This is a genomic window from Rhodococcus sp. MS13, assembly GCF_013277835.1.
Lineage (GTDB): Bacteria > Actinomycetota > Actinomycetes > Mycobacteriales > Mycobacteriaceae > Rhodococcus_F > Rhodococcus_F erythropolis.
In genome coordinates this window covers 95,191-109,577 of sequence record NZ_VBTL01000012.1, presented here as the reverse complement: position 1 = coordinate 109,577, position 14,387 = coordinate 95,191, and the positions used below count along the sequence as shown (strand labels likewise).

The 14,387-nt window shown below is 61.7% G+C and carries 15 protein-coding genes and 1 riboswitch; of the genes, 3 read left to right on the top strand and 12 right to left on the bottom strand.

Annotation, left to right across the window (positions count from 1 at the left end; all coding sequences use genetic code 11):
- Positions 1 to 20: 20 nt before the first annotated feature.
- From FEZ59_RS25400 to FEZ59_RS25370, 7 genes are all read right to left on the bottom strand, one after another.
- The gene (locus FEZ59_RS25400; protein WP_070385708.1) at positions 21 to 1,367 is read right to left on the bottom strand and encodes a hypothetical protein; all 1,347 of its coding nucleotides are present in this window, start codon (positions 1,365 to 1,367) and stop codon (positions 21 to 23) included.
- A 212-nt stretch (positions 1,368 to 1,579) separates the two neighbouring features.
- Positions 1,580 to 2,062 carry a hypothetical protein gene (locus FEZ59_RS25395; RefSeq protein ID WP_141489186.1) on the bottom strand — a complete coding sequence of 161 codons (483 nt, stop codon included), beginning with the start codon at positions 2,060 to 2,062 and terminating at the stop codon, positions 1,580 to 1,582.
- Between the two features lie 165 nt (positions 2,063 to 2,227).
- Positions 2,228 to 2,785: a LysM peptidoglycan-binding domain-containing protein gene (locus FEZ59_RS25390; RefSeq protein WP_020908363.1), complete on the bottom strand. Its 558-nt coding sequence runs from the start codon at positions 2,783 to 2,785 to the stop codon at positions 2,228 to 2,230.
- 324 nt (positions 2,786 to 3,109) lie between these two features.
- Complete coding sequence (locus tag FEZ59_RS25385) at positions 3,110 to 3,904, bottom strand: ABC transporter ATP-binding protein (RefSeq protein WP_141489208.1); 795 nt, start codon at positions 3,902 to 3,904, stop codon at positions 3,110 to 3,112.
- Between the two features lie 8 nt (positions 3,905 to 3,912).
- Positions 3,913 to 4,716: an ABC transporter permease gene (locus FEZ59_RS25380; RefSeq protein ID WP_041815060.1), complete on the bottom strand. Its 804-nt coding sequence runs from the start codon at positions 4,714 to 4,716 to the stop codon at positions 3,913 to 3,915.
- Complete coding sequence (locus tag FEZ59_RS25375; RefSeq protein ID WP_141489187.1) at positions 4,694 to 5,722, bottom strand: ABC transporter substrate-binding protein; 1,029 nt, start codon at positions 5,720 to 5,722, stop codon at positions 4,694 to 4,696. Before FEZ59_RS25375 ends, FEZ59_RS25380 begins: the two co-directional genes overlap by 23 nt.
- The gene (locus FEZ59_RS25370) at positions 5,722 to 6,465 is read right to left on the bottom strand and encodes a TenA family protein (protein WP_141489188.1); all 744 of its coding nucleotides are present in this window, start codon (positions 6,463 to 6,465) and stop codon (positions 5,722 to 5,724) included. Before FEZ59_RS25370 ends, FEZ59_RS25375 begins: the two co-directional genes overlap by 1 nt.
- Positions 6,453 to 6,548, bottom strand: a riboswitch (TPP riboswitch). Its footprint overlaps the gene before it by 13 nt.
- A 130-nt stretch (positions 6,549 to 6,678) precedes the next feature.
- On the opposite strand from FEZ59_RS25370, the gene FEZ59_RS25365 reads away from it, so the two are divergent.
- Positions 6,679 to 8,247 (top strand): carboxylesterase/lipase family protein, encoded by a 1,569-nt coding sequence (locus FEZ59_RS25365; protein WP_172933388.1) that lies wholly within the window; start codon positions 6,679 to 6,681, stop codon positions 8,245 to 8,247.
- Here the strand turns inward: FEZ59_RS25365 and FEZ59_RS25360 are convergent.
- Positions 8,240 to 9,424 (bottom strand): MFS transporter, encoded by a 1,185-nt coding sequence (locus tag FEZ59_RS25360; RefSeq protein WP_153211270.1) that lies wholly within the window; start codon positions 9,422 to 9,424, stop codon positions 8,240 to 8,242. The genes FEZ59_RS25365 and FEZ59_RS25360 overlap by 8 nt on opposite strands.
- A 212-nt stretch (positions 9,425 to 9,636) precedes the next feature.
- Positions 9,637 to 9,906 (bottom strand): GNAT family N-acetyltransferase, encoded by a 270-nt coding sequence (locus FEZ59_RS25355; RefSeq protein WP_020908356.1) that lies wholly within the window; start codon positions 9,904 to 9,906, stop codon positions 9,637 to 9,639.
- 575 nt (positions 9,907 to 10,481) lie between these two features.
- Between FEZ59_RS25355 and FEZ59_RS25350 the strand changes: the two genes are divergently transcribed.
- On the top strand, positions 10,482 to 10,808 hold the full coding sequence (locus FEZ59_RS25350) for a hypothetical protein (RefSeq protein ID WP_003941297.1): 327 nt from the start codon (positions 10,482 to 10,484) through the stop codon (positions 10,806 to 10,808).
- Between the two features lie 57 nt (positions 10,809 to 10,865).
- On the opposite strand, the gene FEZ59_RS25345 is transcribed toward FEZ59_RS25350, so the two are convergent.
- Complete coding sequence (locus FEZ59_RS25345; protein ID WP_092765276.1) at positions 10,866 to 11,489, bottom strand: Type 1 glutamine amidotransferase-like domain-containing protein; 624 nt, start codon at positions 11,487 to 11,489, stop codon at positions 10,866 to 10,868.
- A gap of 34 nt (positions 11,490 to 11,523) precedes the next feature.
- Complete coding sequence (locus tag FEZ59_RS25340) at positions 11,524 to 12,342, bottom strand: maleylpyruvate isomerase family mycothiol-dependent enzyme (protein ID WP_172933386.1); 819 nt, start codon at positions 12,340 to 12,342, stop codon at positions 11,524 to 11,526.
- A 191-nt stretch (positions 12,343 to 12,533) separates the two neighbouring features.
- On the opposite strand from FEZ59_RS25340, the gene FEZ59_RS25335 reads away from it, so the two are divergent.
- The gene (locus tag FEZ59_RS25335; protein ID WP_172933385.1) at positions 12,534 to 14,072 is read left to right on the top strand and encodes an AMP-binding protein; all 1,539 of its coding nucleotides are present in this window, start codon (positions 12,534 to 12,536) and stop codon (positions 14,070 to 14,072) included.
- A 91-nt stretch (positions 14,073 to 14,163) separates the two neighbouring features.
- Here FEZ59_RS25335 and FEZ59_RS25330 read toward each other — a convergent pair whose 3' ends face one another.
- Entirely contained in the window at positions 14,164 to 14,325 is a 162-nt protein-coding gene (locus tag FEZ59_RS25330; RefSeq protein ID WP_242459931.1) for a DUF488 family protein, read from the bottom strand.
- Positions 14,326 to 14,387: the final 62 nt, after the last annotated feature.

Here is a 14,387-nt window from a genome sequence, read left to right as displayed (position 1 = left end):
AGGGAAGGCGATCCGTCGTGTCAGGACGGATCGTCGAAGAGACTCTGTTGCAAGGGATCGGCAAACAGGCCCATCTGCTCAGGTTGCGGCTTTGCCGGCGTCTCGGTTCGAGAATTGGGCAGGACCACCAGTCGCAAAGCCCCGCGCAGACGGTCGACCATGAGTTCCCACCCGCCGACCTGATCCTCGTATCCTGCAGCCTCTTCGGCGTCCCCGCGACTGTGGGCGTCCACCGCCTGACTGCGGAGCTGAATCTGCCATTCGTTACTGATGTGGAGGAGCTGAAGAATCAGATCGCGATCGCGCCCGCAGACATCGGCTACCGCGTCGAGATCCTCGGCCACGTCCAGATCGAGATGCAGCAGGGTCTCGAGTTCGGGAGGCAGGTCCTCGGCCGTCAGATCGGGCTGCAGCGAGGAGGAGTCACCGCTCTTGTTCGCGAAGAAGAGGTCTCCGCCGACGCGTGCGGCGAACTCGTCGTCCACGGTACGCAGGAACGACGTCAAGGCTGCGCATGTATCGGTGAGTTGTTTGGGAACGAATGGTGAGCCCGCCACCTCGAGGAACACCGACAGACGGTCGTCGATCAAGACGAACTTGATGCGCGACCACTTGCGGTTGAGATCGGCGATGACCTCGGCTGCACGAGTGCGGTTGCTGATGTCCTGAACGAGCGGGGAGAACAACTGCACGTCCATGGACTCGGAAAGCGGACCGACGAACATGACCGTCGAACCGACCCGAATTGGTATGTCGCCGTCGCTGTCCCGCTCGGGAAGCGTGCCGAGCATGGGAAGCAAAGCGAGAGTGACCAACTCCTTGAGGTGGTCGACGTCGTTGGGCATGTAGGCCGCGGTGGGGTCGAGTGTCGGAAGTTCTGTCGACTCGACAACCGACGGATCGAAATCCGGAGTCTGCTCGTTGCCGGTGAGATCGCTGGATAGAAAAGCCGGGTGCTGCACACCGAACACATCACGGAACGCAGCGACAGTCATCGCTGCGAGCTGATCGGCCCAGTTCTGCGCCTTGTCGACGCAGAAGGCGGGGGAGTTGTTCGGATCGTCGAGATTCTCGGAAGGCGGATTCCAGCCGAGTGCGATCAACTTTTGTTCGTCGGCATCTTCGAGTCGATAGCGCGGATGAAGGAAGTCGTTGGAAGGAACCTCGCAGCGGACTGTGTTCTCGTCCCACACGAGGAACTGAACGCATGGCGCTGCGCCGTCAGCTGGATCGAAGTCGCCGGTGGACGATTCCACGGCAAGCACGTCGCCGTCGACCATGATGGAAATGTGATCGCCGAGGCGACGTTGAAATTCTGCCCATGCCCGGTCGACACTGACATCGAGATCGAAGCCCATTGCGCTCATCAGCCACCTCCTTCCGCAAAAGCTCAGACCTATACGGTATCGCGAGCTCCCGACAATGCTGCTGTCCTTTTCCGGTCGACCGGATTGCAGCGGGCCACGAACCGTGACGACTAGGAAGGTTGTCGCAGGTAGATCGGGTATTTGAGAGCGGCGACTGAAGTGTGCCTGTAACCGCCGTCACGCCAGGCGGTATGCAGGCGAAAGAGCGAGGACTATCCGGCGAGAACGGGCGAGACCTCGATGACGGGCGGCGTGGACCCGGTCGTGACAACTGGGGTGGTGCTGGTCTTGGTGGTCGTGGCTGTCGCGGTCGGTGACGAGGTCGCGGTAGCCGACGCGGTGGTCGTGGACGAGACCGGTGTTGTCGTACTCGTTGCAGTCGTAGTGGACGTAGCGGAGCTCGTGCTTGTCGCGGTCACCACCAGCGGCTGATTACGAGGAGCAGTCGTCTCGTCGGCGATTCGCCAGGTCGGCGTCGGCGGGATGACAACCGTGGGAACTGCAACCGAGCTGTAGAACGCGGCCGGTTCGATCCCGGCGACGGACTCCACGGAAACCGACGAGACCAGAGCGGGAGGCTTCACCACAGGGCCGCCGGAACCGAATGCGCCGGCTGCTCCGCCGAAAACGAGGCCTGATGTCAGAGAGAGAGCGGCCACTGCGACAGCGCCGATCATGACTGTTCTGTCTTTCATGCACACCTGTCCTTCGGGAGCAGTACGGAAGTACTGTAGGCGAAAAGATGCCGCAATGGAGTATCAGGGCCTGCTGGGCGGGACGCGAATCTGTGTGGCGTAGAACACAAAAGGCCCCGGGCGTCGACGCGGACGTCGGCACCCAGGGCCAGGTCAAGCAGTGAATCAGGCGGGGATCGTCAGTACCTGACCGGCGTTGATGAGATCCGGGTTCGGGATGCCGTTTGCATCCGCGATGCGCTGGTACTGGTTGCCGTCACCGTAGAAACGCTCGGCGATTGCCCACAGGGTGTCGCCGCTTTCGACGGTGTAGCTCTGCGCTGCCGGAGCGGCGGGTGCAGGCTCGGGCTCCGGTGCCGGAGCGGGCTCCGGGGCAGCCTCGGCGGCCGGAGCCTCGATTGCAGTGTCCGAAGACCACAGAGCATTTCCACCGGCGGACAGAACGACGTTGCGATCGTCCTGAACCGAGAGGGAGGCACCGTCGTTGCCTGCGGTCTGCGATGCCCACACGGCGTCGGAGTCCTTGTAGATGACGAAGTTTCCGTCAGCCTGCACCTCGGCGCGGTTGGCGCCGGATCCGTTGGTGCCTGCGGCCCAAACAGCCTGTCCGCCCTCGGACAGAACCAGGTTGCCGTCGTCCTGCAAGGTGAGGGTGTATGCGCCGTTGTCGGACTTGAGTTCCTGGCCGACTCCGAGGCTCTGACCTGACTGCAGTGTGCTCACGCTGTCCCTTTCCAAATCTGTTGCGATGACTGTGCCTCCACGATTCCGCTTTACCGTCCAGTTACCTTCTGGCCGTTGGTCTCGTAGGCGACCGAGTGTACGTTACCGAAGAGTACGGAGAATTGTGCAGCGTTGACGGACTGCGTGTCGAGCGTTCGGATCTTGCTGATATTAAGGCGTTTTGGGTGAAAGTGCCGGATCATGGTACGTGACCTCGTCAGGTTTCGGTGCGCATTCTCCTGAACTCCAGGTGAACTCGAAACTCTCTCAGCGCATTATCAGTAACTACTGCATTATCAGTAACTACTGCATTTTCAGTAACCGCTAGGGGCGTAGCGACTTGCGCGTCTCGTCGTGGAGAACGGCAAGCAGTTCACGCTCGACGTCGGCGAACTCGGGCGTGGTGATCATGTCCAGCTCGCGTGGTCTCGGCAAGGGAACGTCGACTACGCACCTGACCGTTGCCGGACGCGCAGACAGAACGACCACGCGGTCGGACAGATAGATCGCTTCACGAATATCGTGGGTGATCATCAGCACGGTCCACCGGTACTGCTGCCACACGTCTTGCAGCCAAGCCTGCATCTCGGTGCGGGTCAACGAGTCCAGTGCGCCGAACGGCTCGTCGAGCAGCAGGACAGGTTTGCCCTGAACAACGGTGCGCAGCATCGCCGCTCGCTGGCGCATACCGCCCGACAGCTGTGACGGCCGGGCGTCCTCGAATCCGGACAGGCCGAACGCGGGGAACAACTCACGAGCGCGCTCGCGTGCTTCCTTCTTGCCGACTCCCTGCACTTCCAAACCGAGGGCCGTGTTGTCCAGTACCGAGCGCCAAGGGAACAGAAGATCCTTCTGCGGCATGTATGCGGTGTGCACCTCGGCGGCTGCTTCGGATTCAGTTGCGCGCGTGCCCACACGGACCGAACCCGAGGTCGGGGATTCGAGCCCGGCCAGGACGTTGAAGATCGTGCTCTTGCCGCAGCCGCTCGGCCCGATCACCGACACGAATTCGCCCGCGTCGGCGCGGAAGGACACCGAATCGAGCACGAGACGCGAATCTCCGGCCGTGTCGAACCTCTTGGTCAGGTCCTGAATTTCGACCATTGCATCCTCGACCATCGGGTCAGTCATGTCCGCGACCTTTCGTTCATCGCCCATGGTGCAACGATGCGCTCGATGGCGAACGTCAGCAAGTACAGAGTGACGCTGATCAACGCGGTCACCAGTACGGCCGCCAACACCAGGTCGGTGCGGAAGGAGTTCTTCTGGGTGCTCATGTAAATGCCCAAACCGGAAGTAGCGCCGACGTATTCGGAGAACACCGCGCCCACGACCGCGTAGGTGATACCGATACGCAGGGCGGTGAAGAATCGCGGAATCGCCGAAGGAAGGCGGACGTATCGGAACTCCTGCCAGCGAGTGCTGCCCATACTGCGCAGCAGAGCGCCCGCTTCACGGTCGGCCGCGGCAAATCCCTCGATGAGTCCGATGGTCATGGGGAAGAACGTCGCAAGCGCGATCACCAACACCTTCGGCAACAACCCGAAGCCGAACCAGATGATCATCAGCGGCGCGATGGCGATGATCGGCAGCGTCTGCGAGACGACAAAAAGTGGTACCAGCGCGCGTGACAACCACGGCGAAAAGTCCACGACCACAGCAAGAATCCAGGCCAACACCAGTGAAACAGTGAAGCCGACCAACGTGACCTGCAATGTCGACCAGGCGTGGCCGGAGATGATCTCGCGGTTGTCCCACCCCTGGGACAGAACGCGCCCCGGAGACGGAAGTACTTGCGGCCGAATCCCACTGATCTCGACGTAGATCTGCCACGCCGCCACGAGGAGCACCACCACGGCGAGCGCGGGAAGCGCCCGTCGCATGGCCGAGACCAGCCGTCCGCTCACGTCAGGACGCGTCGAGATACTCATTGGTGAAGTACTCCGACCAGTCCGGCTTCTGGGTCAACGGCTTCCCGTCCGGTCCGGCGAGCAATCCGTTCTCGAAGAGGAATCCCGAATAACCCGACCAGGTTTCGAGATTCTGCGTACCGACGACGCCGTTGGCGTCTTTCATGTAGTCGGCGGCAAGCATCCGCTGACTGTCACGGACGAGGTCTTCGTCGGTGAAAGCTCCGGGGTTCGCGTCGATGAGATCCTGCGCGGCCTGGTCCGGGTTGTCGGCAGCAGTCTGATATCCGCGTTGAACGGCCTTGACGAACTTGCGTGCCTCGTCGGGATGGTCCTTCAACCACTGCTGGTTGCCGTTGATCACGATCGAATACGCATCGGGGAAGCCGTAATCGGTGTACTGGAAGTACCGCATCGGAGTTCCGTTTCGCTCCGCTTCGAGGCCTTCCCACGCAAAGTAGGAGACCGTGAAATCGGCCTGGCCCGAGTACACGGCTTCGTACGCGGACGTACCGAGCGTGACCGTCGTGAAGTTCCCGGTCCCGCCGTCGTTGCGGATGATCTGCTGCAGTGTCTCGACTTCGCCGGGATCGCCGAACCCGGCGTACGTCTTCCCGTCGAGATCACGTGGGCGCGTGATGTCCGCACGATCCGCCTTCACGCCGATGCCGGTGGCGCGGTGCTGAAGTGGCGCGATGACGGACGTCGTGGCGGCGCCGGCCGCTCGGGCGAACGTGGCCTGACTCTGTGTGCTGATGCCGAACTCCGCGTTGCCGGCGTCGACCAGGGTGTCGGGCGAGGTGTTGTTGTACGGCAGGATCGAGACGTCCAGACCGGCGTCCTCGAAGTAGCCCTCTTGGAGTGCAACGTACAAACCGGTGTGGTTCGTGTTCGGGGTCCAGTCGAGTGCGAACCGAATGGTCCCGTCGGAAGAGCCGGTGTCAGCGGCGCATCCGGTCAGAACTGTGAATGCGGCTGCGATCGCGGCAGACGTGGCAAGTGTGCGGCGCAGCGCCGCAAACGACATCACGACGCCGGCCAAGGCTGCTGGTGGAGTGCGGAATCCCAGAACATCAACTCATAGCGACTGGCGATGCGGAATGCTTCACTCATCGCCTCACGCTCTGTCTCGGTGGCTGCTTCGGCCGCAGCATCGACCAGTACGCGGGCCTGCGCCACCGACTCGTGGAATTCGGGTGCGTCGTACGTCGTGACCCACTGCGCGTACGGATGCGACGGATCGGCGTCGAGTACCTCGCGCGCTGAAGCGGCAAGATCGCGGCCGACCTCGGCGTAGATCCAGAAGCAGGGGAGTGCTGCCGCTGCGGAGACCGGGTAAGGCGCAGTTGCCGCAGTCGCCGTCAGATACGAGACGTATCCCAGGCAGGCCTGCGAATGCTCGAGCCTTCCCGATCCCGCTGGAAGAATTCCACCGGTGAGAAGTCCGTCGTGAAGCGCAGATTCCACTGTCGCTGCCGTGGACGCGGAATTCGACCAGAAGCCCGCCGACTGCGGATCCGGGGCGTGGGCCGCGACCAGGGACAACGCTTTCGAATACCCCTCGAGATAAAGCTTGTCCTGCTCGATGTACGTGCGGAACGCGTCGAGAGGCAAGGTTCCGTCGCCGAGGCGTTTGAGGAACTCCAGTGAGTCGATCGACTCGCGGAGGACTTTCGTCTCGGCCCAGAGCCGATCGGTGAACCGATCCGTCGACGGCGCTGTGGCCACCGAGTTTTCGGCAGAATTGTATGCAGGCTGCGTAGTAGCCATGACATCCCTTCGTCAGCATTACCTGATCAGGTTCCCGGGTGTGTTCTCAGCCCCGCCCATGCGGAGCACCCCGTGTCAGAACTAGGCGACCTTAACACCGAGCCTCTGCTTCGTCGGCGCCTACCTGGCAGTTGAGTAGTCGGCGCACATCGGCCTTATGTTGGTACGTTTGGTCTTGTTTGCCACACGCGCGGGTCGGGAGGGGATTCAGACATGGAGACCGACGTTGGACCGAATCTCGGCGAGGACGGAACTCTGGTGATCCGTGCCCGCGGCGGAGAAGCCCGCGGGTATCCGGATGGCGGAGTGTTCGCGTGGAAGGGCATGCCTTACGCAGCAGCGCCGGTGGGTGAACGGAGATTCCGCGCGCCGCAACCCGCTGAGCCGTGGGACGGGGTGCGCGACTGTCGTGAGTTCGGGCCGATCGCGCCGCAGGGCCAGAGCCCGGCGGTTCCGATCGACCGGGCCTTCAAAATCGACGAAGACTGCTTGTCGATCAACGTGTGGGCCCCGCGCCCCGATGGCACGCCGCGACCGGTGATGGTGTGGATTCACGGCGGCGCCTACTGCCTCGGGTCCGCCGCCCAAACGATCTACGACGGCCGTCATCTGGCTGAAACCGGTGACGTCGTTCTCGTCTCCTTCAACTATCGCGTCGGTGCCCTCGGATTCCTGGACCTGTCTGGATTCTCCACCGCGGATACCGTTTTCGAATCGAACTGTGGTCTGCGAGACCAGATTGCGGCACTCGAATGGGTTCGAGACAACATCGACGCCTTCGGGGGTGACCCGAGTGCGGTGACCGTGTTCGGTGAGTCCTCCGGCGCAGGATCCATCACGACGCTGATGACCTGTCCGAGCGCCGAAGGTCTGTTCCATCGTGCGATTGCCCAGAGTCCTCCCGCGACCTCCGTCTACGGGGCCGAGCGCGCCAAGACTGTGGCGGAGCGGTTTCTCGAACTGCTCTCGATCGACCCTGAAGACGCAGGCGATCTGCTGACCACGGATCTGGAACTGCTCGTCAAGGCAAGCGATGACCTGGTCAACGAAATTCCGACCCGGATTCCGGGAACTTTGGCGATGGCACCCGTTGTCGATCGTGATCTGGTGCCGCACTACCCGGTTGCGGCTTTCCAGAAGGGTTACGCGCACCGAATCCCACTGATCATCGGTTCCAACAAGGACGAGGCGTCGATCTTCAAGTTCATGAAGTCTCCGCTGATGCCGGTGAGCGCGCAGTCGGTCGAGGCCATGCTGCAACTGCTGGCGGATGATCACCCAGACATCTCCGCGACCAAACTTGCCGAGATCATGTCGGCTTACCCTGATCACGCGAAACCGAGTGGCGCGCTGGCACTGTCGCGGGACGCGGCGTTTCGCATGCCGACTCTGTGGATCGCCGACGCCCACTGCAGGCATTCCCCTACGTGGGTGTACCGCTTCGATCACGCGACGCCGATGCTCAAGGCCGCACGGATCGGCGCGGGCCACGCGACCGAATTACCCTATGTATTCGGCAATTTCGGAACACTGAACGTCGACCCCACGTTCTGGCTGGGTGGACGGAAGGCTGCGATGGAGGTAGCCGGCCGTATTCAACGGCGATGGCTGGCCTTCGCGCGGCATGCCGTGCCGGCAGCTCTCGACGGTTCGAAGCACTGGGCGCCGTACGAGGAAGAGAAGCGGTCGACGTTGTTGATCGACTCGGCCGACACCCTCGTCAGCGACCCCGATCACGGACTGCGCGTCGCCTGGGGCAACGACGTGATGGGGTTCAACTGACGTCGGTCGAGTGTCGCGGACGATCCAGTTCGCGAAGCACCGGCAGGGAGGCACAGACTGCGGCGATCAGGATGATCGGAATCGACAGGGCCACAAAGGTCGACGCGATTCCGAGTTGATCGAGCAGAGGGCCGACCGCGAGGTAACCCAGCGGGCCGGCGGCGTAGGCCGTCGACGTCATGACACCGACGACGCGTCCGCGCATGTGCTCCGGGCTGTGGGTCTGCATGGCGTAGTTGGCGATCGGGCCGACTGGTCCGTAGACGAGACCCTGCAGTCCGGCGAGCACGAGGATCACCCACAGCGGAGGCAGAAGCGCCATGGCAAGCATCGCTATGCCGAGAACGGCGACGGCAAAAATCATGATCAGCCGCCGGGACATGATCGGTGCCAGCGGAGCGTAGGCGAGAGAGCCGATGATGCCGCCGATCGCCAATGCCATCAGCACCGATCCGAGTTGCGCCGGTTGATCTAACTCTGTGAAGTACACCGGGAACACGACGCTCTCCACCGGCATGTAGAGCGCGACGACGGCCATGTCGATCAGCGCCAGAGTGCGCAGCAGTTTGTTGTTCCAGACGAACCGAAGACCGTCGAGTGTGCCGTGCCAGATCGATTTCGGACGATGTTCGTGTTCGGGGACTCCGGCGCCAGGAAGGCGGATGAAGGCAACCACGACGATCGAGAACACAAAACCTGCCGCCGTCACCCAGAGCGTGTTCACCGCCCCGATCGTTGCGATCAGGACACCGCCGATGCCAGGGCCGATCAGATATGCGACGTTGAAATTGGCCTCGTACACGCTGTTGGTGCGATCGAGCTTCCACTTGGCGGTCCGAGTTGCTGCAGGCAGCATGGACTCCCTCGCCGCCATTCCGGCGGGGTCGAACACCGCACCGAGCGCGGCCAACGCCGCGATCACCGGGATCGTCAAGCCCGCGGTGGCCGCGATGATCGGGATCGCCGCTACGGACATCGCCGAAAGAGCGTCGGAAATCATCGACGTTCGACGGCGTCCGAATTTGTCGACGAATGTCCCCGAGAACAGGCTCGACACGAGTAGCGGAATGGCTGCTGCGCCGGCAACTATCGCCGCGTCGGTAGCCCTGCCGGTTCGTTCGAGAACAAGCCAGGGGAGTACGACGATGGCGATACCGTTGCCGATCGCCGAGAACAGCGTCGCGAGATTGACGAGGACGAGAGGGAGATAGCTGGGGGTAGCTACGTCCTCGGATGCAGGTGGGCGCCGATCTGCTGAGGCGACCACGTTCTTTCCTTCCCCGAGATGGTGCCGACCAGGATTTCGAGAGTTTCGACGACGGCACCATCGACGCTAGCAGCGGGGGTTGCAGGTCCGCGAGTGATTTTTCGCGGACCGTCCTCGTTCGGTTATGCCTGGTAAACGGGGTTCTCTGCAACAAACTTCTCGACGTACGAGCACGTCGGAAGGATCTTCAATCCCTCGTTCCGGGTCTGATCGAGCGCTTCACGCACCACGATGGCGGCAAGCCCGCGCCCGCGAAACTGTGGGTACGTCACAGTGTGGTGGAAATCACGGACACCGGAATGGTCCGAGTACTCGGCAAAACCGGCCAGTTCGCCGTCGACACGGATCTCGAAGCGCGTTTCCGCGGAGTTGTGCGCCACTGTCTCGGTCATCTTCGGGCTCCGTTTCGAAAGGGCGGCCGGTTGCGGCGCGCCGCGTCTGCGTTCTGTGGAGCCACGCTACCTGGCAGGCGGTCCGCAATATCGCTTGCCGACGTGAGTTCCGTTACTTAGCGCAACTACAACTGGACGACCGTTCAAGGGACCTTGGTCGTGTCGGATTGGGAAGGAAACTGGTCTGTACGTGCCGATTTGCCCGCACTTTTGTGCCCACATTGGGTGATACATATGCATCGCGATCGTAAACATCCCAATATGTGGGACTCGTCACAAAGTTTTTTGTCATCTGTTCGGATGGATTAAGTGGAGGGCCTGAAACGGGCAAATTGCAGGTCAGCGGGGCGCTGATTGCGTGCCGGCGGAGGGTGCGAGCGCCCGGAAACCCCAGGGGTATTGCCTTGGTCATCAGATCGTTTCTCGGACGTGATCCCAAAGACCCGCTTGGGGGGTTAGCGTTTGAATCGTCGGGGATAGAAGAAGCGTTACAACTTCGCCAAAAAAACTTTGGCGCGGCTTCGCAACGGTTCGATTTCGAGTCTTCGTCGGACAACTTCGAGGAAGGAACGCACATGATTTTCGGGCAGCGTGAGTCGAACAGTTACTTTGCCGCAATTTTTTCGTACGACTTCCTTGACGAAGGTCTGGGATACGAGACCATCGCACGGATCCACCGGGGCGAGATCTGCGAGTGGATTCGCGATCTCGAGGCGTCCGGGTTGTTCTCGGCTGCGGAGGTCCATGCCGCCGAACTAGCATGGCGCGAAAATCCGCGCCTGCTCCTCGACGCCCTTCTCGAGGACGCCGACGAGGTCTCGGTCAAGCGCTGGGAGATTGCGTGGACGAGGCTGGAGCGTCAGTCGCCGGCAGCCGGAACCGCGGTTGCAGAGCACGGCTGATCCAGTCGGGCCGAGTCGACTCCCCAGTCTGCGTCAAGATCAACCGTCTGCGTCAGATCAGCGGTCGACGACTATCACCTCTTGATCAGTAAGCACGGTGAATTGCGCGCCAGCAGTGGTCAGCGCTGCGACCGTCCGCGCGGTCACCTGCGGATCTTCGAGTAACGAATCGCCGCCGTGCGGCACTATCGCGAAGTCGACCAGCGCGAGCCCGGACCAGATCGGGTCGATACCGCACGTAGGCGTGACTTCAGCGGGGTCGTCCGACGCGTCGAGCCCGATCAGAGTCGGAGTCGCCAGGCACGCTCCCGCGCTGTATCCCGCATAGGCCACGAGGCCCGAACGAACCAGCATCTCTATGACCCGATCTGCGCCGCTTCGGGCTAGCTGAGCTCGCAGGACAAACGTGTTTCCGCCGCGAACCCACAGACAGTCGAATTCGCGAAGTCGGACTTCGAGTGCTTCCGTTGCACCCAGGAAGTCTCGGACGTCAACTTCCTCTGCCGTGAAGCCCGCGGCCCGTAGTGGAGTCAATTCGCTTGTCACTGCCGAACTGCGGGCATTGACGGGCCACGAATCTGCAGCCGCGGCGATCACCGCTATGCGTGCGCCGCGGCCTACAAGATCGACAAAAGCCTCGCGGTGGTCGCCGAAACGGTAGGACGAGAGAAACAGTTTCACTTCTCAGTACCTTCGCGACCTACCCGCCCAGCTCTCAAATCGTGAACGCCAGATTGTCGACGACGCGTGCGCCCACCGTGGTGTCACCGCGAAGCGAGATGTCGGTTCGGTGATCGGACGCCTGGACGCGGCCACCGGCAATCCGGGTGAAGAGCGGTGAGCTCATCGAGATGGTCGTGGTCGCCGGGCCGTCCAGCTCCGGGACGAGCGTTGCACGCGCATCGACCGAGACGTGAAGTGAACGGGCAAGTGGCCCTTCGAGTTCGAAAGTGATCCGTGCTCCCTCGGGCGCCTTTCCTCGTTTTCCGACGACGAAACCGAGCGCGCTGGTGATTTCGCCGAAGGCAGTCTCCGCGCGCAATCCGCCTTCCTCGCCCGGAATGCCGACAGCATCTCTGATATCGAGTTCGTGCATCCAACAGTCGAAGGTCCGAATACGCATGAACCGGCCATAGGGCGCAAGACCGACCGGTGTCTGTGTCTCGGCGTCCCAGTCGGCGCCCGTCATCGAGCGAAGTGCCTCGGTTCGGCTGGCGGTGATATCGCGGTAGTGCGCCAACAGGTCCGCGTGCGGTGTCCGCCTCAGGCCTTCGACCCAGCGCTCGTTGAATGCAGCAATCTCGTTGCGGACGTGGGGCAATGCGTGGACGTCGAGGTCGATCGACGGTGGTTCGATACCGGAGAGCAGTGATTCCGTACCGATCAGGTGGGACACGATGTCATGAACCGTCCACCCCGGAAGGTTGGACGGTGCCAACCACTGGTCACCGTCGAGTTCGGCAAGCAGTGCGTCGATGACTCTCCATTCCTCGGTCAACGCGTCGACTACTGCGTCCTGGGGCCAACCACTCATGCGGACATCTCCTGTTTCGGACGGTGCGGTTCTCCTCACTGTATGTCGCGCCGGATAAGTGAGCGGGCATTCCCATGCTTCGAGTCGGTGTCGCCAAACATCCGAGGGAGGCAGAGTTCCTGTGGTAGACCAGGATTGTCGACGCCGAAGCAGGCTCACGCGGCGTTGTCGTCACCGACAGAGGAGTCTTCGTGTTTCCAGGAAATTTTGTCCAGTCCACGCCGGACAAGCCCGCCGTCATTCGCCCGGCGACGGGTGAGTCCATCACCTATCGGGAACTCGACGAACGGTCGACGCAGTTGGCGCGATACTTCCGAAGTGTCGGTGCCAAGCCTGGGGACCACGTCGCTCTCATCTCGAACAACGATCTCCGGGCGTTCGAGGTGTACTGGGCAGCATTGAGATCAGGTCTCTACATCACTGCGGTGAACTGGCATCTCACGGCTGCGGAGACCGCCTACATCGTCGACGACTGCGAGGCGACAATTCTGGTGGCGTCGGGTCAGGCGTCGACAGCAGTTCCGTTGGACGAGAAGCTGATTCCGCGCGTGCGTCACCGATTGGTGTACGGCGGCGCCCTCGAGGGTTTCGACGACTACGAGGATGCGGTCGATGCTCAGTCCGCCGATCCACTCGACTCGCAGCCACGTGGGGCTGACATGCTGTATTCGTCCGGAACCACGGGGAGGCCGAAGGGGATCAAGGGAGACCTTCCGGAGGGCGAGGTGGACACCACCATGGATCCGTACACCGCGGTGTTCGCGCCGATGTACGGGTTCGATTCCGACACAGTCTATTTGTGCCCGGCTCCGGTCTATCACGCGGCGCCCCTGCGCTTTTGTGGCGTGATCAATTCGGTCGGCGGAACCGTGATCTTGATGGATGCATTCGAAGCCGAAACCGCGCTGGAGTTGATCGGTAAACACGCTGTGACGCACAGCCAGTGGGTGCCGACGATGTTCGTTCGAATGTTGAAACTTCCGAAGGAGACCCGCGATCGTTACGACGTCTCGACGGTGAAGGTCGCCATTCACGCTGCTGCTCCCTGCCCGCCTGAAGTGAAGACGGCAATGATCGACTGGTGGGGGCCGGTGATCCACGAGTACTACGCCTCGACCGAGGGTTCGGGCGCCACCTTCATCAACAGCGAGCAGGCCTTGGCGCATCCGGGTTCCGTCGGTCGTGACGGAGTGATGGGGATCGTGCACATCTGTGACGACGCCGGGCGTGATCTTCCGGTCGGCGAGGTCGGTACCGTGTTCTGGGAGCGGGAGACTCTGCCATTCCGGTACCACAACGACCCCGAGAAAACGGCTGCCGCGCAGCATCCGGATCATCCGACGTGGACGACGAGTGGAGATATCGGCTATATCGACTCCGAGCGTTTCCTTTATCTGACCGATCGTGCGGCATTCACGATTATCTCTGGTGGCGTCAATATCTATCCGCAGGAGTCCGAGAACATCCTTACCTTGCATCCGAAAGTGTTCGACGTGGCGGTCATCGGTGTTCCCGATGAAGAAATGGGCGAACAGGTCAAGGCGGTTGTCCAACTGGCGGAGGGAGTCGAGCCGAGTGTCCATGTCGCCGAGGAATTGCTGGAATACGTTCGCAGCCAGGTTGCACATTTCAAAGCTCCGAGAAGCATCGACTTTGCCGACGAATTGCCTAGGACCGCGACAGGAAAGCTCGTAAAGCACAAGTTGCGGTCTCAATATGTGAGCAGTTGATCCTCCGGTGAAATACTAGGACATCAGAGTAATTCTGCGAGATAGTCGGCAAGGACCTGCGCGTGGCTGTATCGCAGGTCCTTGCTTGCTGTCAGTAGAACAACGGGTCGAGAATCCGATGCCGGTGCAATGCGTACTGCAGGTTTTCGCGTTTGACGCCGCGCGGCCGGAGTCGGTCGACGAGGAGACGGACGGCGTTACATTCGGAAGCCGGTTCGTAAACTCGCTCGACGGTGATTATTCGGCGCGTCATTCTCATGCCTTTTCGTCTTTCGGCCGTTTCAAATAGTGGAATAGCCCGCCATTCGAGTGTGA

Excerpts from the sequence above, each read along its gene's own strand:
- FEZ59_RS25400 (WP_070385708.1), bottom strand. The coding sequence starts at position 1,367 with ATGAGCGCAATGGGCTTCGATCTCGATGTCAGTGTCGACCGGGCATGG.
- FEZ59_RS25395 (WP_141489186.1), bottom strand. The coding sequence starts at position 2,062 with ATGAAAGACAGAACAGTCATGATCGGCGCTGTCGCAGTGGCCGCTCTC.
- FEZ59_RS25385 (WP_141489208.1), bottom strand. The coding sequence starts at position 3,904 with ATGGTCGAGGATGCAATGGTCGAAATTCAGGACCTGACCAAGAGGTTC.
- FEZ59_RS25380 (WP_041815060.1), bottom strand. The coding sequence starts at position 4,716 with ATGAGTATCTCGACGCGTCCTGACGTGAGCGGACGGCTGGTCTCGGCC.
- FEZ59_RS25375 (WP_141489187.1), bottom strand. The coding sequence starts at position 5,722 with ATGTCGTTTGCGGCGCTGCGCCGCACACTTGCCACGTCTGCCGCGATC.
- FEZ59_RS25370 (WP_141489188.1), bottom strand. The coding sequence starts at position 6,465 with ATGGCTACTACGCAGCCTGCATACAATTCTGCCGAAAACTCGGTGGCC.
- FEZ59_RS25365 (WP_172933388.1), top strand. The coding sequence starts at position 6,679 with ATGGAGACCGACGTTGGACCGAATCTCGGCGAGGACGGAACTCTGGTG.
- FEZ59_RS25355 (WP_020908356.1), bottom strand. The coding sequence starts at position 9,906 with ATGACCGAGACAGTGGCGCACAACTCCGCGGAAACGCGCTTCGAGATC.
- FEZ59_RS25350 (WP_003941297.1), top strand. The coding sequence starts at position 10,482 with ATGATTTTCGGGCAGCGTGAGTCGAACAGTTACTTTGCCGCAATTTTT.
- FEZ59_RS25340 (WP_172933386.1), bottom strand. The coding sequence starts at position 12,342 with ATGAGTGGTTGGCCCCAGGACGCAGTAGTCGACGCGTTGACCGAGGAA.
- FEZ59_RS25330 (WP_242459931.1), bottom strand. The coding sequence starts at position 14,325 with ATGACGCGCCGAATAATCACCGTCGAGCGAGTTTACGAACCGGCTTCC.